This is a genomic window from Commensalibacter sp. A3DC, assembly GCF_047307945.1.
In the GTDB taxonomy this organism is placed as follows: domain Bacteria; phylum Pseudomonadota; class Alphaproteobacteria; order Acetobacterales; family Acetobacteraceae; genus Commensalibacter; species Commensalibacter melissae.
In genome coordinates this window covers 19,986-41,933 of the sequence record NZ_JAXOQA010000008.1, presented here as the reverse complement: position 1 = coordinate 41,933, position 21,948 = coordinate 19,986, and the positions used below count along the sequence as shown (strand labels likewise).

Here is a 21,948-nt window from a genome sequence, read left to right as displayed (position 1 = left end):
TTCCGTTGTTAATAATCTGGTACTCGTATTGTATTTTGATACATGATAGCTGTCGACCAGCGATATTTTTTCATTTAGTTGAATATATTGTCCATGCTTGAATTTCACTTTAGAATTCGAAATGTTAAAACATGACAAAATATTTTTATGTGCAATTACACCCAACGCCAAAATAATTTTTAAATTCATCATATTTTCAATTGCTGATTTCAAATAAGGGCGACAGTTTTTTTCCTCTTGCGTTGTGGGTTTATTTTGAGGTGGCACGCAACGAATGGCATTTAAGATTTTACAATTGATCAGGGTCAAACCGTCATTGGGATCAGCCTGATAAGTTCCAGAGGCAAATTTGTATTTGATAAGAGTATTGTAGAGTAAAATGCCTGCATAATCTCCCGTGAAAGGACGCCCGGTCAAGTTTGCCCCTTTTAATCCCGGAGCTAGACCAACAACAAGTAATTCTGAATCAATATTCCCCCAGGTTGGAACAGGTGCATTCCAGCCTGTGGGAAATTTTTCTTTATTTTCTTCTCTAAAATTTTTAAGACGAGGACAAATGCTACAATTTATGTCAGGTGTTAAATTTATCATGAAATTAAATATTTTTTGAAAAAATAGACTGTAATAAAATTGGATATAAAGATTATGTATAGTTATTGTTGGGCTTCATTTGGCCGTCGAGTGAACTCGGGTGCAATGCTTGTTAATTCAATAAATTGATCGGCTTGTCTTCTTAATTCATCACCAATCATGGGTGGGTTGGTTTTGATAGAAGATACGACAGAAACACGTACCCCCTGTCGTTGAACGGATTCAACAAGGCGTCGTAAATCGGCATCACCACTGAATAATATGGCATGATCAATTTTTGGAGCAATTTCCATCATATCGACAGCCAATTCAATATCCATGCTTCCTTTTACCCTTCGCCGACCATTTTGGTCTGTAAATTCACGGGCATTCTTGGTAACCAGAAGAAACCCATTATAGGCCAACCAGTCAGTCAGGGGTTTTAATGGAGAATATTCTTCTGTATCCAGAACAGCAGAATAATAATAGGCACGAATGACGTTACATTGTTTTTTAAAAAAATTGAGTAAATTTCTGTAATCGACATCAAAATTCAGATTACGTGATGCGGAATAAAGGTTTGCTCCATCGATAAATAAGCAGACCTTTTCATTATTTTTAAGAAACATTTATAAGCACCTTAAAATTTTTGAAAGCAGGAGTTAAATAAGAATAAAAATCGTTATACATAATTTGTTTTATCAGTTATATCAACATTTTATAGGTTATATCAATTTTACATTAAAAGGCGAGATATTTTGTATCCTTTTGATGTAAATTTATTTATTTAGGTAATTATTACAAAACTATGATTATTATTTCAGTAGGAAGTAACCTTCCAGGAGCATGGGGAGACAACCCTTATGAAATGTGTCAAAAAGCATTTTATTATTTGGGTAAAAAACTTAATGATACCTCCATGATCGTTTCTCCAATGTACCAAACTACACCAATTCCGCCGTCATCTCAACCTTTATATATAAATGGTGTCATATTATTTGATAGTCAAATTCCATGCGAAGATTTACTGTCAATTTTAAATGATTTGGAGGACAAAGCAGGTAGAATACGTCAAAAGATAAATGAATCTCGCCCGCTTGACCTCGATATAATCGCATATCATGACAAAATCATCAAAGATTCATCACGATTGATCGTGCCGCATCCCCGGGCACATTTAAGGGCTTTTGTTTTATATCCCTTAAGAGATGTATTGCCAAATTGGATTCATCCCGAAAGCAAGAAATCACTTGATGAATTAATATCAGAACTACCACCTGATCAGGGTATTGAACCTTACATTTGATTTCTTGATAAAAATATGATATTGGTAAAATCCTTTTGAATCTGGAGATTAATTTGAATGGCACGCGTGACTGTAGAAGATTGTGTTGAAAAAATTCCTAATCGTTTTGAATTGGTGCTTTATGCTTCACAACGAGCACGCAACATTTCAAGAGGTGAGGCGTTAACTATAGATCGTGACAATGATAAAAATCCAGTGGTTGCCCTAAGAGAAATTGCAGATGAAAAAATTGATCTTGCAACAATTAAAAATGATATTATCCGTACCCTGACTCGTGCTCCTGAACCTGAACCAGTGGAGGAAGAGGTTGCAGATCTGATCCCAGCGGAAAAAAATATCTTTGGCCTTCAAGATGTTTCAATCGAGGAAGAACAGGCCAAACCGACAAATTCCTTTGAGAACATTAATCAAATAATGCATGAATTGGATCGTCGTCGTATGGCTTCTGAAAATAAAGAGGAATAATTTAATTTTATTTTTCAGTTTTATAATCTATAAAATTAAATAAGAGTGTCATTTAATTTTTGGATTATAAGTGGAAAATATCAGCTTTCCCATAGCCTTGAGTGAAAGCAATCAAATTGATTGCGCTGGACTAATTGATCGTATTCGGAAATATGAGCCGGAGGCGAATGTTGCTTGTGTAGAGAAAGCTTTTAGAATTTCTGTTCAAGCACACGAGAAACAGTATCGTGACAATGGGGCTCCATATATTACACATCCTTTGGCTGTGGCAAATATTTTGGCTCATATGAAAGTTGACATTGCCTCTATCGTAACAGGTCTTTTGCATGATACGATAGAAGATACAGAAATTACCCGAGAATTTATAGAAAAAGAATTCAGCAAGGTTGTTGCAGATTTGGTGGATGGCGTTACCAAACTGACAAGGCTTGAATTACAATCTGATAAGACAAAACAAGCTGAAAATTTTCGTAAACTTGTCTTGGCGATGTCCAAGGATATACGTGTATTGATTGTCAAGCTTGCTGATCGTCTGCATAACATGCGTACTTTACACTATGTTCAAAGACTGGATCGTAGGCAGCGTATTGCTCGTGAAACAATGGATATTTACGCGCCATTGGCTGAACGTATCGGAATGGATAATGTGAAAAGGGAATTGCAAAATATTGCATTTTCTGTTTTGGAACCTGAGGCAGATGCTTCTATTAAAGCGCGTTTAAATTTCTTGCGTGGACAGGGTGCAGATATTATTGAGGAAGTCTGTGCCGAGCTTAAGGCAATCTGCCAAAAGGGTGGGTTGAAGCAGGTCGAGGTAACGGGAAGGGAAAAATCTTGTTACTCTATTTGGGAAAAAATGCAGCGAAGGCAGGTTACCTTTGAACAGCTTTCCGACATAATGGCATTTCGAATTGTGGTTGAAACCAAAGAGGATTGTTATACAGCCCTTGGAATAGTGCATAGTCATTACCCTGTTGTAGCCGGACGTTTTAAAGACTATATTTCAGCGCCCAAGGCCAATGGTTATCAGAGTATTCATACGGGGGTAACCTTGCGTTTTCCCCGCAATCAGAAAATTGAAATTCAAATCCGTACAAGAGAGATGCATGATATTGCTGAAAATGGTGTTGCGTCTCATTGGATATATAAGCAGCTGCCGATTATTAACAAAAACAGTAAAAATAATGACCAGGTTATTGGCATTGCTGCCAAGATGAAAAAATTACGCTGGGTTCAGGATCTTCTTGAAATTCTTGAAGATTCAACAGCCCCAGATGAATTTTTGGAAAATACGAAGCTGGAATTATATCAGGATCTCGTTTTTTGTTTCACACCGAAAGGGGAATTGATCCAGCTACCAAGAGGAGCGACACCTGTCGACTTTGCCTATGCGGTTCATAGTCAGGTTGGGGATCGTTGTGTTGGTGCAAAAGTGAATGGACGACTTATCCCCTTGCGCCAAAAATTAAAAAATGGCGATCAAGTGGAAATTATGACTGCACGGGAAGGTAACCCTTCTCCATCCTGGGAAAGATTTGTAGTTACTGGAAAAGCAAGAGCTCGAATTCGTCATTTTGTCAGTAATCAACAAAAAGAATTGAAAATGGAAGCTGGACGCGTTGCGTTGGCTAAGGCTTTTCGGCAGGAAGGTGTTGATGGATCACAAAAAATTCTTGAAACTGTTCTAAAGAATTTTAAACAAACCTCTCTTGATGAATTATATATAGCGGTGGGTAGCGATAATATTTCTGCCAAAGATATAGTATATGTTGCTTACCCAGAATTAAAACCTATTAAACGTGCCCCTCGTTTTGTGCCCGGGTTAAGCGATAAAGGCCGTATTAGCCAAAATAAAAATAAAGACGATCATAAATTCTCTTCCCCATTGAAAGGTATGGATAAGGGAATTGTGGTTCATTTTGCGGGTTGCTGTCATCCAATTCCCGATGATGCCATTGTTGGTATTGTTGCAACAGGCAAGGGGATCACTATTCATCGCAAGGAATGTTCAACATTAAACAGTTTTTCTGCTACCCCAGAACGTTTTATGAGTTTGGATTGGGACTATGATATATTAAACCAGGTGAATAGACAGAAAAATTATACAGCGCGTATTAAAATTGTGGCGGAAAACGACAACGTCATTCTGGCAACTATTGCCAATCGTATTGTTCAGTATGATGGCTCTTTGATAAATTTGAAAATTGTTAACCGACATATGGATTTCATCGAAATTCTTTTGGATGTGGAAGTTAAAGACCTTACACATTTAAATCAGGTTATCAATGGTTTGCAAATGGTCAAGGGGATTGTCCATGTTGAACGATCATGTTCATGATTAATGGAGAAATAAAGTGATTATTGGTATTGGGTCAGATTTATGTGACATTCGTCGTATCGAAAAAGTCATTACACACCATAAGGAACGTTTTCTTCATCGTATATTTACTGATAAAGAGATAAAAAAGGCTGAAACGCGATCAGACAAACTTAAGTCTGGGACTTATGCCAAGCGGTGGGCAGCAAAGGAGGCCTGTGCCAAGGCATTGGGTACGGGATTTACAGAAGAGGTTTTTTACAAGGATATTGAAATTGTCAATAACGAAAAAGGTAAACCAACATTAAGATTATATAATGGCGCTTTCAGATCTTTACAAAAATTAATTGATAAAAATAAAAAAACGAATATTTTACTGACCATGAGTGATGAATATCCTTATGCATTTGCGCAAGTTATTATTGAAATGCTTCCAATGAATACCGTAAATGAACAGTGATCGTGAAACTTTGAAATACCGCATCTAAATCGGGCACCTATTAGGAATTTAACAAGATAGATTGTTTATATGGAAAATAATCAGGATAAGATAAATAAACCTGTAAAAGATACAGGAAATAATGAAAAACATGATTCAATATGGCATCAGATCAAGGAATTGATTTCTACTATCTTTTGGGGTGGTCTTATTATTCTTGTTATACGCATTTTACTATTCGAGCCCTGCAATATCCCATCTGGTTCAATGATCCCGACCCTTCTGGTTGGGGATTATATTTTTGTTAGTAAATACAGTTATGGGTATTCTCGCTATTCCTTACCTTTCTATCATCCGGATCTTAAAGGCAGGCTATGGTATAAAGCTCCGAAAAGAGGAGATGTAGCTGTTTTCAGAAGTACTAAGCCTCCCTACGATTACTACGTAAAAAGAATTATCGGTTTGCCGGGAGACACTGTTCAGGTAAAAAATAGTGTTTTATACGTAAATGGCAAGGCCGTTGAACGTCAATTTAGAGGAGAATATCACTATAAAGAGAATTCTTCTGTTCCTGTTGAAGTGGATCATCGATTTACTGAATTCCTACCAGCCAATAGTAAAATTGTTAAACACGATATTCTGCAAAAAGATTTTGATGAATATGAACAATCTCCCTATTTATGGAATGGGGAATTAAACGTAAATAATACTGTTATCTACAAGGTGCCTCAGGGACATTTTTTCGCTATGGGTGATAATCGTGAACATAGTGCGGACAGTCGATTCACAGATCCTAATTCGCCAGATTATCTTGGATATGTCCCAATTGATCACTTAATCGGGAAAGTGCAGTTTATTTTTTATTCTTATGATAGTCAGCATCCAGTTTGGCAATTTTGGTATTGGCCAGTTGAAATACGTTGGGATAGATTGTTTAAAGCGGTAAAATGACAAAAATAACTATTAACTCCCTGAATTCTTCTGAAAAAGAACTTGAAAATAAACTGGGATATGAATTTGTAAAAAAGTCATTGTTCCGAAAGGCTTTAACCCATCGTTCCGCAGTGTATGAACAAAAATATGCACATAAAAAAAAGAAAAGAGCCCGGTCAAATGAACGGTTGGAGTTTATTGGTGACCGTGTTTTAGGATTGGTGATGGCGGAATGGTTATTGGAACGTTTTCCGGATGAGCAGGAAGGTGATCTTGGACCTCGTCATGCCAATCTTGTGTCCAAAACAGTTTTGGCAAAAATAGCATCAAAACTTGAAATTCATAACAGTATTCATGTTGCGTCACATGAAGAAAAAGCCGGGGTCAATTATACCGAAAGTGTTCTGGCTGATGCTGTAGAGGCTATTTTGGGGGCGATGTATCTTGATGGAGGACTTGAACCTGTCAGAAAATTCGTCCGTAAATTATGGGTTGATATTATGAAAGCGCAGGCGCTGCCTCCCAAAGATTCAAAAACAGCATTGCAAGAATGGCTGTTGACAAGAGGATTGCCTTTACCAGTATATGAATTGGTTTCCCAGGAGGGTCCGTCCCATACGCCTGTATTTATTATAAACGTCAAGGCACAAAATATGGAGGGACAAGGTAAAGGGGGAAGCAAAAGAAGTGCACAGAGTGCGGCAGCCAAGGATTTGCTGGGCAAACTAAATAAGGTTAATAAAATCAAGAGACAGGGTAATAAGTGATGCGTTGCGGTTTTGTTGCATTAATAGGCGCGCCAAATGCTGGTAAATCAACTTTGTTAAATCAAATGGTAGGGGCGAAATTGTCAATTGTCAGCCCCAAGGCACAAACAACAAGAATGAGGATATTGGGAATTGTTATGCATCAGCAATCTCAAATTCTTTTGGTCGATACACCAGGTATATTTAAGCCTAAGAGACGTCTGGACGAATTGATGGTTTCAAATGCCTGGACCGGTGCGGTGGATTCAGATATAACCCTTTTTATTCTGGATGCACATAATGGATTAAATGAAGAGATTAACCTTATAATTCAAAAATTGAAGGAAACTAGCCGCCGTATTTGGCTGGTATTAAATAAAATTGATAAAATTATCCCCCAGAAACTGTTGCCTCTTGCAGATCAGGTTAATAGTTTACTTTCAATAGAACGTAGTTTTATGGTGAGTGCGAAAAAGGGGAATGGTGTAAATGATTTAATGGAAGCACTGGCAAAAGAGGTTCCTGAAGGGCCATGGCTATATCCAGATGATGATTTGACCAATTTGCCAGACCGGTTGCTTGCTGCCGAGTTGGTGCGTGAACAAATTTTTATGAAGACTCATGAAGAAATTCCTTATGCAATAACCGTTGAAACAGAAAGTTTCAAAGAAAAATCTGATCATTCAATACGGGTTGATTTGGTAATATATGTCTCTAAACCCAATCACAAAGCGATTATAATTGGGCATCAAGGACAAAAAATACGAATGATCGGTGAACGGGCCCGAAAAGAACTTTCTCGTTTATTGGAACGGCCATGTCACGTTTTTTTAACAGTTAAGGAAAGAAAGAATTGGGATAGTGAAAATAATCGATTAAAAGCCATAGGGCTTGATCTTTCATAGGATAAGCATTGTTTGTTAATCAATTAAAATTTATTTTCATTCTTTCAAAATTTTAATGGCTGATATAATATCTTTAACCACTTAAAAAAACTTTATTTACAATGTGAATTTATAATGGTTTCTTCAGAAAAAATTGTTCCTAAACGAGTTTTATTGAAAATTTCAGGTGAGGCTTTACTGGGTGAAGGTAGTTATGGTATCGATCCCAAAGTTGCAAACGCTATTGTAAGCGATATCGCCAATGTTGTTAAGTCTGGTGTGGAAGTTTGTTTGGTAATCGGTGGTGGCAATATTTTTCGTGGCATGACTGCAGCCTCCAAGGGAATAGATCGTGTTCATGGTGATTATGCTGGAATGCTGGCTACAGTGATTAACGCAATTGTTTTGCATAATGTTTTGGAACAGCATCATATTGAAAGCTGTATCATGTCGGCGATTGATATTCCTCAGATTGCAGAAAATTATGTAAGAAACAAGGCCATTTCACATATAAAACAGGGACGGGTGGTTATTTTTGCGGCGGGTACGGGAAATCCCTATTTTACTACGGATACAGCTGCAGCGTTGCGAGCCATTGAGATGGGATGTGATATTATGCTGAAAGGGACACAGGTTGACGGTGTCTATGATAGCGACCCCAAGAACAATCCTGATGCCAAAAGATATGATACAATCACCTATTCTGAGGCTCTCATCAAGGAATTAAATATCATGGATGCGACGGCTTTCAGTCTGGCTCAGGATAATAAGTTGCCAATGATAGTGTTTAATGTACACAAAGAGGGCAATTTTGAAAATGTGTTGTTGGGTAATGGTGTTTGTACCAGAGTGGTTGCTTCTTCTTCAAATCATAAGTAAAAGATAAATTAAATAATCTTAATAATTTTAAAAGGTGTTGATGTGGTTGATGATATTAATAGTTTAAAGCAGGATCTGACACGACGTATGCAGAGCGCTATTGAATCTTTTAAGCATGATCTGGCAGGGTTGCGTTCGGGACGTGCAACTCCGGCCTTGCTGGAGCCTATTCGCGTTGATGCTTATGGAAGCATTACACCAATTACTCAGGTCGCTTCCATTACAGCGCCAGAATCACGAATGTTATCTGTTCAAGTATGGGACAAGACGCTAGCATCCGCTGTAGACAAGGCGATAAGGGAAAGTGGGTTGGGATTGAATCCTATTCCTGACGGGCAATTAATTAGAGTGCCTATTCCACAGTTAACCGAAGAGCGACGTAATGAAATGGTTAAGGCTGCAAGCCGGTATGCTGAAAATGCAAAAATTGCGGTGAGGGGTGTTCGTCGTGATGGAATGGACAAAACCAAAGCTGCTGAAAAAAAAGGTGAAATCAGCCAAGATGATGTAAAAGATTGGTCTGATGAAATTCAGAAAATAACAGATCAGTATGTCAATAAAATTGATGAGGTTTTTGCTGAAAAAGAACGTGACATTAAACAGGTATAGATCATAAACATCAGGTTGATAATTAATGGTTTTACCTACTGTTCATGATAATGTCAAAATATCATCAACTATGGATGATTGTGAAATACCCCAACATGTTGCGATCATTATGGATGGCAACAGTCGTTGGGCGGCTGCAAGAGGATTGCCGAGAATTGCCGGACATCGTGCAGGTGCACAGGCGGTTAAGCGAAGTATAGAATTTGCTATTGAAAAAAAGATAAGATGGTTGACTCTTTATGCGTTTTCTTCTGAAAATTGGCAAAGAACTCCAGAGGAAGTATCAGATTTAACCGGCCTTTTGAAATTTTACCTTAAAAGTGAAGTTAAAAAGCTTCATAAGCAGAATATTCGTATTCGTATAATCGGTGATATTACACGTTTTGACCAAAATCTTCAAAACGATTTGCATGCAGTGGAATATTTGACAAAGAATAATGATGCGCTTGTCCTGACTTTGGCTCTTTCCTACGGAGGGAGAGGAGAGGTTATTCAGGCAGTTAAGAGAATTTGTCAGGATCGGGTTGACAAGTTGCTTGATTCACGGGACATAACAGAAGATTTATTTGCATCATATCTTTTTACGGCAGATATACCAGATCCAGATCTTATTTTACGAACAAGTGGTGAAAGCAGATTATCGAATTTTCTTTTATGGCAGGCCGCTTATGCTGAATTAATTTTCATTGATACGCTTTGGCCAGATTTTGACAAAAAGGATTTTGATAGGGTTATAGATATTTATATTCGTCGGGAACGACGTTTTGGTGTCAGACCGGGATTAGAAGATAGTGAATAGTAATCAGCAAGCTTCCTGGCAGGATTTGCCTGTACGAATTGTTTCTGCAGTGATTATTGTTCCTGTTGCTTTGATTTGTATCGTATGGGGTGAATGGTATTACATCGGTATGATTTCCATTATAAGTATCGTAATGGTATATGAATGGGAAAATCTTTTTAAAATAAGTTATAAAAATTTTAAAGGATGTCTGTTTTTATTTTGGCCCGTTATAGCCTATTGCGCCGCCCTTGAAGGGATGTGGACACAATCACTTTATATCATATTGGGGTTTGCCTTTATCTTTGGACCGCAATTATGGTTGGGATCAGTGATTATCGGTGGCGCTGGTTTATCTTTATTATGGCTACGGTTTATGACAGGCTTTCAAACCTGGATGGTCATCTGGATTGTTTCGGTTGTTATTGCAAGTGACAGTTGTGCCTATCTTGTTGGAAAACTTGTTGGTGGTCCCAAACTTATTCCTTCTGTCTCTCCTGGCAAAACCTGGTCAGGGGCTATAGGTGGATTGATTGGTGCTGGCTGCGTCGGTGCCTGTATCATTGGATATTTGAATCAAGGAATTGAACATTCCTATCTTATCGGATGTGTCTTGAGTGTTCTTATCGGTATTATGGCGCAAATTGGTGATTTGCTTGAAAGTAAACTTAAACGTATTTTAGGTGTTAAAGATTCAGGCAAAATCATTCCGGGACATGGGGGGGTTCTGGATCGTTGCGATGCTTTGTTGACAGTATCAATTTTGGTTGCTCTTCTTACTTTCTTCCTGCCATCTGAAATAGAGGGTGTCAAATGGAATGGTGGATCGCTAGCTAATAATCAATTAATATTTAATATAAAACCTAATATACCTTTATATTTGTTTAAATAATTAAGGGAGCATTCTGGTTTTGGACATGAAGAGGATTTTCAGGAAATGAAGACGGTTTCAATATTGGGTTGTACAGGAAGTATTGGGTGTTCGACAGTTGATCTCTTGTTGCAAGATCCCCAGGCGTTCAAAACGGTTGCCTTGATTGGGGGCAAGAATTATAAAAGACTTGCTGAACAGGCAATTAGGCTTAATGCTGAATATGCTGTTATTGCAGAAGATCAATTTTTACCAGAATTGAAAGAATTGCTGAATTCTTTCCCTGTAAAGGTAATGGGAGGGCGTCAGGCTGTCTTGGAAGCGGCAGCTATTCCTGTTGATTGGACAATGGCGGCTATTACTGGTGCCATTGGTTTGGAACCAACTTTGGCCGCCGTTAAAAATGGTCGTTATGTTGCCTTGGCTAACAAAGAGGCCTTGGTTTCAGCTGGAGATGTGATGTTAAAGGCCGTGAAAGAGGCTGGCGCGACATTACTTCCTGTTGATTCCGAGCACAATGCTGTTTTTCAGTCAATGGCGGACAAACAATATAATGCAATTGAAAAAATCATTCTAACCGCTTCTGGTGGGCCATTTCGAAAATTTTCCCTTGAAGAGATGAAAAATGTTTCACTAGATCAGGCTTTAAAACATCCGACATGGACGATGGGTGCCAAGATTACCATTGATTCAGCAACAATGTTTAATAAAGGGTTGGAAATTATTGAGGCGGCCAGGTTGTTTTCCGTAAGCGAGAATAAAATTGATGTTTTAATCCACCCTCAATCCATTGTACACAGTATGGTACAATATGAAGATGGAAGTATCTTGGCGCAACTGGGTTCTCCAGATATGAGAATTCCAATTGCTCATACTCTGGCGTGGCCGAAGAGAATGTATTCAAATGTTGAACGATTGAATCTTGCCAAGGCAGGAAAGTTGGATTTTGAAGCACCTGACGAAACAAGATTTCCAGCTTTAAGATTGGCGCGTGAATCCTTGAAAGCTGGTAAATGTGCGCCAACTATTCTATCAGCAGCCAATGAAGTGGCAGTTGATGCATTTCTTCATGAAAAAATTCGTTTTCTCCATATAGCGGTTCTAGTTGAAACCGTCATGCAAAAACTTGGTGCACCGACGGCGAATTCACTAGAAGATGTGTTGCATTGGGATATGGAAGCTCGTCGTTGCGCAAAAGAGTGGCTGAACAATTACAATAACTAATCTAAGAAATATAGGGTAAGACTGGATGCATGCGTTTATAGTAACAATTATCTCTTTCATATTTGTATTAGGAGTGCTTGTATTCATTCATGAACTTGGTCATTATTTGGCTGCACGTTGGCGTGGGGTTCATGTCGACGTATTTTCAATTGGTTTTGGCAAACCGCTATATAAATGGCGTGATAAAGTTGGAACCGAATGGCGGTTATGTCCTATTCCGTTGGGTGGTTACGTAAAACCGCATGGATTTGAAGATCCGGAAGATACCACGGATGAACAAAAAGCAAATTGGATTCCGGGGAAGACATTTCATGCAAAACCTGTATTGGATCGTTCAATCGTTATTTTTGCAGGACCTTTTTTTAATTTTGTTTTAGCCGTGATCCTGTTTGCCGGTGTATTCGCAATTTCAGGTAAACCTTTTATTAAACCAGTGGTGGAAAATATTGTTCCCAATAGTGCTGCCAGTCAAGCTGGTATTAAGCCTCATGATATAATTATTCAAATTGACAAATATAAAAATCCTGATGCTCAATCCCTGGCTTTATTTGCGAAAAAGCATCCGGGAATGACGACAACGGTGATTGTGAAGAGAGAAGGTAAGGGAGTTTCATTGCCGATCACAATTAGTTCAAAATTAATTGACCATAAATCAGTAGGGCAGTTGGGGATTGTCATGGGCAGAATTTTTGTTGAAAAACATCGATTGTCAATCGAAGATTCTGTCGTGTATGCATTCCGTGAAACATGGAATATAACCGCTGACACTGTTATTGGACTGGGGCAGATGGTCACCAGACAACGTTCCTTGAGTGAACTGGGCGGACCAATAAAAATAGCCCAGATTTCTGGTCAAGTTGCAGAAAAAGGTTTTGATCAATTAATATTAATGATGGCAGTTTTATCCATTAATTTAGGTCTTATCAATTTGTTTCCGATTCCAATGTTGGATGGAGGACGGTTATTATTTTATGTTATTGAAGCTGTATGTCGTAAACCTGTGCATAAAAAAATTCAGGCATGGGCATTTCAAATCGGTTTCGGATTGATTTTGTTGCTTTTTTTATTTTCAACATATAACGATATATCACAATTGGGTTTGATAAGCTGGTTTACAAGCCACAGTAAATAAATTCTATTCAATTTCTGTAATCAAAAACTTGTAAAAAGGATTAAAAATCGTTACCCCTTTAGTTTAAGAAATAAAATTTGATTTAATTGTTGTATTTCTTGTGATATTGAATTGAATGGATTTGTTTTGGTAATAAAGGGTGGCTGATTTGTCCGGTAAACGTTCGGCGTTGTTTGCTTCTGTATGCATATTTCCTTTTATGTGCGTATCGTTACATGCTCAAACAACAAGTAAAACTTCTTATGCATCTCATCATAAAAAAGCGGATTATCGTCGAAGTTTTATAAAAAAATCCCGTAATAAAAAGCGTTCTGTTGATAATCAAATAACGAAACAGGGCGGCATTATCCAATCAATTGAAGTATATGGAAATGATCGAGTTGAAACCCCGACAGTTCTTTCTTATATGCTGGCTCAACCAGGTGATCCATTTAATAAGGATTTATTGGATCGTTCTTTAAAAACACTTTATGCCACAGGTTTATTCAAAGATATAAGTCTGCATCGTTCCGGCAGTACGTTACAAATCAAGGTTATAGAGAATCCGATTATCAATCGTGTAGCTTATGAGGGTAATTCCAAACTCAAGGATACGGATATTCAGAAATACACTTCCTTGAGGGCGCGTTCTGTTTATTCCCCTTCACTGATTGCTTCTGATCGTCAGCGTATCCTAGCCATGTATGGTGCAAAAGGACGTTATTCAGTAACTGTTACGCCACAAATTATCAACCTGTCTCATAATCGTATTGATGTTGTTTTTAGAATTGATGAGGGTCCTAAAACCTTAATTAAAAAACTTACTTTTGTTGGTAACCATGCATTCAGTGAGGCACGTTTAAGTCAGGTAACCTCTTCAAAAGAAGCTGCGTGGTATCGATTCTTTTCCTCTTCCGATCAGTATAATCCGGAACGTGTCCGTTATGATGCGGAATTGATTCGAAGATTTTATTTACGTAACGGTTATGTCGATTTCAAAATGATCAATGCTACGGGTGAATTATCACCTGACCATAAATCTTTTTACATCACCTATACAATGGAAGAGGGGCCTCAATATCGTCTGGGTAAGGTTGATGCCCGCTCAAATGTTGAAAATGTGACAGCTGAAAAAGTTCAACGGATGATTCCAATACGTAAAGGGCAAATCTATGATGGCAAGGAAATTGATGACTTAGCTAAAGATATTCAGGAGACATTGCAGTCACAGGGGCATCCCTTTGCTGTGGTAAGACCTGAAATTGCGCGTAACCCGGAAAAAAAGATTGTTGATCTGCTTTTTGATGTTATGGAAGGGCCGAGGGTTTATGTTGAGAGGATAGACATTAACGGTAATACGGTGACTCAGGATAAGGTTATCCGTCGTGAGTTGCCTATAGCTGAAAATGATCCTTTTACTGATACAACCGAGAAATATATAAAGCAATCAGTTGAGGATTTGGGATATTTCAAAACTGTCAAAGTAGAAAAAAGTAAAGGTTCCGCTCCTGATAAACGAATGGTTTCTGTAAATGTTCAGGAAAAACCAACAGGTGAATTCTCACTAGGGGGAGGATATTCTACGGATTCCGGTGTGTTGGGAAATATAGGGTTAAGGCAGCGTAATTTCCTTGGAACAGGGGTTGATGCGGGAATTAACGGTACGATGGCCTATTATGCTCGACAAGCTGATTTTTCGATAACAGATCCATATTTTCTGGGTAAAAATATGGTTGCGGGAATTGATATATTCTATCTTGAAAATAATTATCAGACTTATCAGAACTATGCCGAAAACAGGTATGGCGCAACTTTCCGTATCGGATACGCGTTTAATAACGTTCTGTCACAGCAATGGACATATTCGATTATGGAAAGAAGGGTTCATGATATTTGGAGCCACTCATCTTTCTATATTCTTGATCAAAAAGGCTATTCATTCTTGTCGCAAATTGGTACGACGATTACTTATGACACGAGAGATTCAAGAATGAATCCTCACAGTGGAACCTTGGTTCGCCTGGGTGGTGATTTTGCTGGTGTCGGTGGTGACACGAAATATGTTCGCGGTAAAATTGATGCTGCCCAGTATTTCCCCCTGGATGATTTTACCGGTAATCGTGATTGGACATTGAGTATCAGTGGTGGTGCAGGGTATATAAGCGATATTTCAGGACATAATCATAGAAGCGTTATTGATAACTTTTATCTTGGTGGTAACAATCTGCGTGGTTTCTATGATGGTGGAGTTGGACCAAGAACCCATCCAATCAGTCATGTGGTTGAGGGTAAATCCCATGGTGAGGAAGATTTCCTGGGAGGTCGTTTCATGTACACGGCTTCAGCACAAGTTAATTTTCCCATGCCCGCTTCACGTGATCTGGGTTTAATGGGTCGTTATTTTGTGGATATGGGTGCTTTGGGAGGAATGCGTGTCAAACGCCGTTATACCAATAAAGCGACTGATGGAGATCGTTATACACCGATTTGGGGAAATTCAATGACACCGCGTGTAAGTACTGGTGCTGGTATCTCATGGAAAAGTCCTTTCGGTATGTTGAATGTTGATGTTGGTATACCTATTGTCAAACAGAGACGTGACCGGGTACAACTATTAAGATTTGGTTTTGGACAACAGTTTTAAGGATTTATAATGGCAAAAAATTTAAAGCTTTTTTTGGCGGTGACAGGGTTAATGATTATTCCTTCATTTTCTGGATTTAATAATTCTGTCCATGCCGCGGACGAGAATAATGGATGGTTCATTCCTAAAGGGAGCCAGACAAAACCTGTTATCAATACGCCAAAAACAGTAAAGCATTCCACTGCTAATGTTAGTAAAGCTGTACCGGTTGCTTCTGTTCCTGACACGGATGATTCCGATGAAACCGACATGCAGAATCAAAATCAGCCTGTTTTGCCATTACCACCAATTCCGACACCAGCCCCTATTGCAAAATCCAATCCACCACCACAGGCTGTAATTGGGGTAATCAGTGTTCCGGATGTTATGCGTCAATCAACCGCTTATCTTGAAGCCTCAAAATTATTGGAAGCCCGTAGGGACAATCTGCAACAGGATGTTCAAAAAGAACAAAAAGTTTGGCGTTCGGAACAGCAGCAAATTCAGGCAAAAGCTAGAACAATGACTTCTGAACAAATTCAATCGCGTGCACGTCAGTTACAGGCACGTGTTTTAAAGGCACAAAAGGATTTTCGCAATCGAAGCAGGATTATTCAAGAGGCGGCACAAGTTTCTTTTGGACAGATTGAACGTGAATTGATTCAGATCATTCAGAATGTGGCTTCCAGTCATAATATGAATTTGGTACTACATCGTGAGCAAGTCGCATTAAGCGTTAATGAGCTCGATATTACAAATGATGTTTTAAAAGAGCTTAATAAAAATCTACCATCTGTTTTTGTGCCTGCGGCAAATGTCGATCCTGAAGAATTGGCAAAAAGTGGAACAATGCCAACAACAGCGAACCCTGAACCTCAAAAACCTCAGACCAAAGCGGTTGAACCAAAGAAAACAACTAAATAATTAATAAAATCAGGTGTTATTATAAAGTGAATCTGAATACAATTAATAATTGTCCTGGTGATTCTCGTTTTTTTAAAAAGTCTGCGCCTATTGCCTTGGAACAGATTATTGGGACTTCTGAAGCCAAATTTGTTCCAGCATGCAATGGTCGAGATAAATCTTTTGATTTAATGGGAATTGCACCTTTGCAATCAGCCACGCAAAATGAGGTTAGTTTTCTTGATAATAAACGATATATTGACTTGCTATCTCAAACAAAAGCCGGATTAATAATTGTTTCACCTGCTTTTGCAGATAAAATACCCCATCATTCTCATGCATTGGTAACAAAAAACCCGTATTTGGAATGGGCGAGAATAGCATCTTTGTTTTATCCTAAAAGTTCGGTTCAAGCCGGTATTCATTCTTCTGCCTGTATTGACTCAACTGCCCAGATTGATGATGAAGTTGAAATCCAGGAATTTGTAGTGATAAAGGCAAACGTGAAAATTGGAAAGGGTTCAATTATTGGGTCCCATACTGTTATTGAACAGGGTGTGGAAATTGGTGAAAACTGTCGAATTGGAAGTCATGTTTCTTTGAGCTGTGCAATTCTGGGGAATAGAATTACATTATATCCAGGAGTTAGGATAGGACAGGATGGATTTGGTTTTGCCATTAGTGAACATGGTTTTTTAAGTGTGCCTCAAATAGGTAAAGTTATCCTGAAAGATGATGTTGAAATTGGTTCTAACTCAACAATTGATCGGGGATCGGTAAGAGATACGGTTATTGGTGAGGGATCGAGAATAGATAATCTAGTTCAAATCGGACATAATGTCCAAATGGGAAAATGCTGCATTGTGGTAGCCCAGGCTGGAATATCCGGCTCGACCCGATTGGAGGATTTCGTTACAATTGCTGCACAGGCAGGTTTGATTGGACATATCCATATTGGGGAACATGCCCGAATAGGTGCACAATGTGGTGTAATGTCGGATATTGATGCTAAATCCGATGTAATTGGTAGTCCGGCAATGCCTTTTCGAGAGTTTTTCAGAAATGTTGCTTTTTTAAGGCGTCTTGTTAAGTCGTCTTCAAAAGAAAAGGAATGAACATTCTTGTTTTGCAATAATAATTAATTTTTTCGTTCTTATAATGGTTTGAAAACGTGAATAAAAATCTAGAAAATTCTACAGTTCAATCAGATACAATAAATAGTGAAATCGATATATCTGTTATTGATATCGAGGGAATAATGAAGGCTATTCCGCATCGATATCCATTTTTGCTTATTGATCGTGTAGTTGATGTAAAATTGGGAAGCTCTGCAACAGGAATTAAGAATGTTACGGTAAATGATCAGTTTTTTATTGGGCATTTTCCGGGACATCCTGTTATGCCTGGTGTTTTAATAATTGAAGCTATGGCTCAGACGGCAGCGGTTTTGGTTGTAAAAACACTCGGAAGTGAATTCGAAGGTAAACTTGTATATTTTATGACTGTGGATAGCGCGAAATTCAGAAAGCCGGTTGTTCCAGGGGATCAATTGCATATTCATGTGGAAAAAGAACGTAACCGTGCAAATGTCTGGAAATTTCGCGGTATAGCAAAAGTTAATGGAGTTTCAGTGGCTGAGGCAATTTTCAGTGCCATGATTGTTGGCTAAAAATTCATTTATGGAAATATTTAAAATATAAACTTAATTTTATCATAATTATAGATATTGAGTTATTTTTAAAGTATTTTAAGGGGATGGAGGAAACTCTGACAAAAAATATACAAAAAAATCGTTCCTCTCGTGATTGTTATATCCATCCATCGGCAATTGTGTCTGAAAAAGCTAAGTTGGGACAGGGAATACATATTGGTCCATGGTGTATTGTTGGTGATGATGTTGTTGTTGAAGATGGTGCAAAACTTATAGCAAATGTCATTGTCGAGGGAAAAACTGTTTTGGGTAAAGATTCAGTCTATTATCCATTCTCTACAATTGGTTTGGCCCCGCAAGATTTGAAATATAAAGGTGAGTTGACAAGCTGTATCATTGGTGCCCGTACCATTGTTCGGGAACAAGTGACAATTCATCGCGGAACAGCTATCGGAAATGGGGTGACCCGCGTAGGTTCCGATTGTCTGATAATGGTTAACTCTCATATTGCACATGATTGCTATTTAGGAGATAGAGTGATCATTGTGAACAATGTTGTCCTAGGGGGGCATGTTCACATAGATGATGATGCCCGAATTATGGGATGTGCAGCTATTCATCAATTCGTAAGAATTGGTAGAGGGGCCTTGGTAGGGGGTGTAACAGGAGTTGAATCTGATGTCATACCCTACGGTAGTGTAATAGGTAATCGGGCCCGTTTGGTGGGAATGCATTGGATTTGGCTGAAACGAAATGGGGTTAAAAATCAGGAGTTGCATGCTTTAAGAGGTGTTTATCGAATACTTTTCCCGAAAGAAAATGAACAAGAAATGGTTTTTGATGAACGGTTGAAATTAGCGCACGAAAAATATGGACATATTGAGCGTGTAAAGGAAATACTGGATTTTATTCAGAATCCGAGCCGACGTGGATTGGTTAAAGTTGGACGCATGATTTCCTCTTCTGAAAATGATGATTAAATATTAGATGGATAAAAACCGACAACAGCCTGTTTTAGGTATCTTGGCAGGAGGAGGACCTTTGCCAGGAAAGGTTGCAGAAGCTGCAAAGAAAAAAGGATATTCTATTTTTATTGTGGCTTTTAAGGATTTTGCAGAACCTCATATTGTCAGCTCTTGGCCACATGAATATGTAAGATTAGCCGCTGCAGGACATATTCTAAATATTTTACGCCAGAATAATTGTAAAGAACTTGTCTTGATTGGACCAGTGAAACGACCATCGTTTTTTGATCTTCGTCCAGACTCGGAAGGGGTAAGAATATTAGGAAAAATAGGTAAGGCCCTTTTTGCTGGAGATGATGGATTGCTTGCCTCCCTTGTTCGTGTGCTAAATGAGGAAGGGTTTACGGTACGAGGAGCTCATGAATTTTTACAGCCTGTATATGAGGGAATTTTAGGAGATGTTATTCCAGATAAATTGGCTTTACAGGATATTGTTAAAGGAATTAAAATTAATAAAGTTATAGGAGAGCTTGATATTGGACAGGCTTGTATTGTTCAAAATGAATTGGTTATTGCTGTAGAAGCCATGGAAGGAACTGATGCCATGTTAAAACGGGCGAAAGACTGTCAGCAACCAGGTTTGGGCGGCATTTTGATCAAACAGGTCAAACCGAATCAGGAACGAAAAGCCGATATGCCAACCATTGGTCCAAAAACGGTATATAATGCCCATTATTCCGGATTAAGAGGTATCGCCTTCGAGGCAGAGGGAACGTTATTAATCCACAAAGACGAAATGGTTGCAATTGCAAATCAAAAAGGCCTGTTTCTGTTAAGCTATAATCCTGTGACATTTGAACAAAAATATTTGCGTAAGGAAAATTGAATGTCAATGTTTTTACATACAATGCTTCGGGTTTTCGATCTTGACAAGTCCATTTCATTTTATAAAACACTGGGGCTTCATGAAGTGCGTCGTAAGGATGTGCCAGAGGGTAAGTATACATTGGTTTATATGGCCTATCAAGGTAATGACAAAGGTGGGGCAGAACTCGAACTGACCTATAATTGGGGATGTGAAACGCCCTATAATGTGGGAACAGGATTTGGTCATCTTGCTTTTGGTGTTGATGATGTTACCCAATTGGTTGAGAAAATTAGACAATCGGGTGGCAAAATTACTCGTGAACCAGGACCCGTTAAATTTGGGAAAACATTCATAGCTTTTGTGGAGGATCCAGACGGTTACAAAATTGAACTCATTCAAAATAATTAGAATAAATTATCAATCTTTTTTGTGGAATTTAGATAATCAGAAGTTTTTTCAATAGAACTGGCGATTGATTCTGCTGATTGAATAATTTTTTTATCAGCAGACTTATTGAGGATGATGCGATCGGCCTGTAATAAGGCTGGTGATAACAAGCCCTTAACATCATGTCTTAAAAGTGAAAGTTGTCGATAATGATTGTTTTTAACTTTATATATTTGCGATTGAAACAAGAAATTCATTAGAAAAAGAGTTGCACAAAAAATCAGGCAACCAGATAGCAAAATCAGCTTTATATCTAAATTGTATTTATAGAGTAACATTAAAATTAAATAAACCAAAACGCCTTCAAGCAAATAGACAACATAATTTAATAAATTTTTGCATAAATGGAATTGATTTTTATGAAATGTCATTTTCAAGCATTATATATATTGAGTAATTCTCTTAAAATATCATAAAAAACATTTTATGGCTATTGAGTTTGATTGACGATTTCCCATAATCAGATTATAAACAGCTTTTTAAGAGTTATTATTCTGTTGACCTTTGATGGCTTATTCTGGAATAAATACAATTTGCAATATTTTTAAGGAGAAATTTCGTGAAGCGTACCTATCAACCTTCCAAAATTGTTCGTAAACATCGCCACGGTTTTCGTGCACGTATGGCTACTGTTGGCGGTCGCAAGGTTATTTCAAGTCGTAGGGCCAAAGGTCGTAAACGTCTTTCTGCGTAAGATCTGCTTTGTCAGAACGACTTTTTAGAAAGATAAGGTTACAAAGGGTTCAGTCAATTCAATCAGATTTTAAGCTTTTACACTTGAAAAAAAGAGTGCACTTTTTGAAAGTGGCTGCTCAAGGGCAAAAAATCCCTACATCCAGTTTGGTATTACAATTCTTGAACAGGCATGATAATCAACCGGGAAGGGTAGGGTTTACCGTGACAAAAAAAGTAGGAAACGCGGTTGTGCGAAACCGTATAAAACGTCGATTGCGAGCCGTGATTTATCAAGCTGGAAAAGAAATATGTCTATGTGGGGTTGATTTGGTTCTAATAGGACGTAACAAAACTTTTTCAAAACCTTATCCCCATATCGTCCACGATTTTTACCATGCTTTAAAGAAGGCTGGCATGAAATTTGATGCGTAAATGAAAAAATTGCTTATTCATTCAATTGATTTTTATCGGTTGTGTATAAGCCCATTTTTGGGACATAATTGTCGTTTTAATCCAAGTTGTAGTGAATATATGAAGATAGCTATAGAACAACATGGTGTTGTAAAGGGCATTTTATTTGGTGGATGGCGCATTTTGCGATGTAACCCTTGGAATGCGGGTGGAAATGACCCTGTTCCTCCAAAAAAAACAAGTTATTAGTTTTCTAAAACAAAGAATGATTGG

Annotated in this window: 26 protein-coding genes; 23 read left to right on the top strand and 3 right to left on the bottom strand. The window is 38.2% G+C overall.

Translation table 11 applies throughout. The annotated features are described in order from the left end of the window. A partial coding sequence (locus U0839_RS01925) for a uracil-DNA glycosylase (RefSeq protein ID WP_413549959.1) occupies positions 1-591 on the bottom strand: 591 nt, incomplete at its 3' end. Between the two features lie 62 nt (positions 592-653). After that, the gene (locus U0839_RS01920; protein ID WP_110438165.1) at positions 654-1,199 is read right to left on the bottom strand and encodes an NYN domain-containing protein; all 546 of its coding nucleotides are present in this window, start codon (positions 1,197-1,199) and stop codon (positions 654-656) included. Between the two features lie 179 nt (positions 1,200-1,378). Between U0839_RS01920 and folK the strand changes: the two genes are divergently transcribed. From folK to gloA, 20 genes are all read left to right on the top strand, one after another. Continuing rightward, the gene (gene folK / locus U0839_RS01915) at positions 1,379-1,876 is read left to right on the top strand and encodes a 2-amino-4-hydroxy-6-hydroxymethyldihydropteridine diphosphokinase (RefSeq protein ID WP_413549958.1); all 498 of its coding nucleotides are present in this window, start codon (positions 1,379-1,381) and stop codon (positions 1,874-1,876) included. Positions 1,877-1,933: 57 nt separating this feature from the next. Continuing rightward, positions 1,934-2,341, top strand: a complete 408-nt coding sequence (rpoZ, locus tag U0839_RS01910; RefSeq protein WP_110438163.1) for a DNA-directed RNA polymerase subunit omega — start codon at positions 1,934-1,936, stop codon at positions 2,339-2,341. 70 nt (positions 2,342-2,411) lie between these two features. Continuing rightward, complete coding sequence (locus U0839_RS01905; protein WP_110438162.1) at positions 2,412-4,679, top strand: RelA/SpoT family protein; 2,268 nt, start codon at positions 2,412-2,414, stop codon at positions 4,677-4,679. A 16-nt stretch (positions 4,680-4,695) separates the two neighbouring features. Then, complete coding sequence (gene acpS, locus U0839_RS01900; protein ID WP_198193030.1) at positions 4,696-5,118, top strand: holo-ACP synthase; 423 nt, start codon at positions 4,696-4,698, stop codon at positions 5,116-5,118. A 69-nt stretch (positions 5,119-5,187) separates the two neighbouring features. Further along, on the top strand, positions 5,188-6,048 hold the full coding sequence (lepB, locus tag U0839_RS01895) for a signal peptidase I (RefSeq protein ID WP_155565588.1): 861 nt from the start codon (positions 5,188-5,190) through the stop codon (positions 6,046-6,048). Next, the gene (gene rnc, locus U0839_RS01890; RefSeq protein ID WP_155565587.1) at positions 6,045-6,797 is read left to right on the top strand and encodes a ribonuclease III; all 753 of its coding nucleotides are present in this window, start codon (positions 6,045-6,047) and stop codon (positions 6,795-6,797) included. The genes lepB and rnc overlap by 4 nt, the downstream gene beginning before the upstream one ends. Then, positions 6,797-7,681, top strand: a complete 885-nt coding sequence (era, locus tag U0839_RS01885; protein WP_155565586.1) for a GTPase Era — start codon at positions 6,797-6,799, stop codon at positions 7,679-7,681. The genes rnc and era overlap by 1 nt, the downstream gene beginning before the upstream one ends. A gap of 114 nt (positions 7,682-7,795) precedes the next feature. Then, positions 7,796-8,539 (top strand): UMP kinase, encoded by a 744-nt coding sequence (pyrH, locus tag U0839_RS01880; RefSeq protein ID WP_110438157.1) that lies wholly within the window; start codon positions 7,796-7,798, stop codon positions 8,537-8,539. An 87-nt stretch (positions 8,540-8,626) separates the two neighbouring features. Then, positions 8,627-9,148 carry a ribosome recycling factor gene (frr, locus tag U0839_RS01875; RefSeq protein ID WP_155565942.1) on the top strand — a complete coding sequence of 174 codons (522 nt, stop codon included), beginning with the start codon at positions 8,627-8,629 and terminating at the stop codon, positions 9,146-9,148. A gap of 25 nt (positions 9,149-9,173) precedes the next feature. Beyond that, positions 9,174-9,947 (top strand): isoprenyl transferase, encoded by a 774-nt coding sequence (locus U0839_RS01870; RefSeq protein ID WP_155565585.1) that lies wholly within the window; start codon positions 9,174-9,176, stop codon positions 9,945-9,947. Then, on the top strand, positions 9,940-10,818 hold the full coding sequence (locus tag U0839_RS01865) for a phosphatidate cytidylyltransferase (protein ID WP_413549956.1): 879 nt from the start codon (positions 9,940-9,942) through the stop codon (positions 10,816-10,818). Before U0839_RS01870 ends, U0839_RS01865 begins: the two co-directional genes overlap by 8 nt. A 45-nt stretch (positions 10,819-10,863) precedes the next feature. Beyond that, positions 10,864-12,021 (top strand): 1-deoxy-D-xylulose-5-phosphate reductoisomerase, encoded by a 1,158-nt coding sequence (gene dxr / locus U0839_RS01860; protein WP_155565583.1) that lies wholly within the window; start codon positions 10,864-10,866, stop codon positions 12,019-12,021. Positions 12,022-12,046: 25 nt separating this feature from the next. After that, the gene (gene rseP, locus U0839_RS01855; RefSeq protein WP_155565582.1) at positions 12,047-13,153 is read left to right on the top strand and encodes an RIP metalloprotease RseP; all 1,107 of its coding nucleotides are present in this window, start codon (positions 12,047-12,049) and stop codon (positions 13,151-13,153) included. A 199-nt stretch (positions 13,154-13,352) separates the two neighbouring features. Then, positions 13,353-15,776 (top strand): outer membrane protein assembly factor BamA, encoded by a 2,424-nt coding sequence (gene bamA, locus U0839_RS01850; protein WP_155565941.1) that lies wholly within the window; start codon positions 13,353-13,355, stop codon positions 15,774-15,776. A gap of 51 nt (positions 15,777-15,827) precedes the next feature. Then, a complete protein-coding gene (locus U0839_RS01845) occupies positions 15,828-16,679 on the top strand; it encodes an OmpH family outer membrane protein (protein ID WP_122124277.1) in 852 nt (283 codons plus the stop codon). A gap of 26 nt (positions 16,680-16,705) precedes the next feature. Continuing rightward, positions 16,706-17,773 (top strand): UDP-3-O-(3-hydroxymyristoyl)glucosamine N-acyltransferase, encoded by a 1,068-nt coding sequence (gene lpxD, locus U0839_RS01840; RefSeq protein WP_413549955.1) that lies wholly within the window; start codon positions 16,706-16,708, stop codon positions 17,771-17,773. A 98-nt stretch (positions 17,774-17,871) separates the two neighbouring features. Continuing rightward, the gene (gene fabZ / locus U0839_RS01835; RefSeq protein ID WP_347400847.1) at positions 17,872-18,327 is read left to right on the top strand and encodes a 3-hydroxyacyl-ACP dehydratase FabZ; all 456 of its coding nucleotides are present in this window, start codon (positions 17,872-17,874) and stop codon (positions 18,325-18,327) included. An 86-nt stretch (positions 18,328-18,413) separates the two neighbouring features. Further along, positions 18,414-19,289: an acyl-ACP--UDP-N-acetylglucosamine O-acyltransferase gene (gene lpxA / locus U0839_RS01830; protein ID WP_155565581.1), complete on the top strand. Its 876-nt coding sequence runs from the start codon at positions 18,414-18,416 to the stop codon at positions 19,287-19,289. 7 nt (positions 19,290-19,296) lie between these two features. Then, positions 19,297-20,160, top strand: a complete 864-nt coding sequence (locus tag U0839_RS01825) for an LpxI family protein (RefSeq protein WP_155565580.1) — start codon at positions 19,297-19,299, stop codon at positions 20,158-20,160. After that, positions 20,161-20,550 carry a lactoylglutathione lyase gene (gene gloA, locus U0839_RS01820; protein WP_155565579.1) on the top strand — a complete coding sequence of 130 codons (390 nt, stop codon included), beginning with the start codon at positions 20,161-20,163 and terminating at the stop codon, positions 20,548-20,550. It begins immediately after the preceding gene. On the opposite strand, the gene U0839_RS01815 is transcribed toward gloA, so the two are convergent. Beyond that, positions 20,547-20,960, bottom strand: coding sequence for a hypothetical protein (locus tag U0839_RS01815; RefSeq protein WP_413549953.1), 414 nt, complete (start codon positions 20,958-20,960; stop codon positions 20,547-20,549). The genes gloA and U0839_RS01815 overlap by 4 nt on opposite strands. Positions 20,961-21,148: 188 nt before the next feature. Here U0839_RS01815 and rpmH point away from each other — a divergent pair, with 188 nt between their 5' ends. From rpmH to yidD, 3 genes are read left to right on the top strand one after another with little or no spacing between them, the layout of a single operon-like run. Continuing rightward, positions 21,149-21,283, top strand: a complete 135-nt coding sequence (gene rpmH, locus U0839_RS01810) for a 50S ribosomal protein L34 (protein WP_110438144.1) — start codon at positions 21,149-21,151, stop codon at positions 21,281-21,283. Positions 21,284-21,339: 56 nt separating this feature from the next. Then, a complete protein-coding gene (rnpA, locus tag U0839_RS01805) occupies positions 21,340-21,696 on the top strand; it encodes a ribonuclease P protein component (protein WP_198185369.1) in 357 nt (118 codons plus the stop codon). Next, on the top strand, positions 21,697-21,924 hold the full coding sequence (yidD, locus tag U0839_RS01800) for a membrane protein insertion efficiency factor YidD (RefSeq protein WP_155565576.1): 228 nt from the start codon (positions 21,697-21,699) through the stop codon (positions 21,922-21,924). The last annotated feature ends 24 nt before the right edge of the window (positions 21,925-21,948 follow it).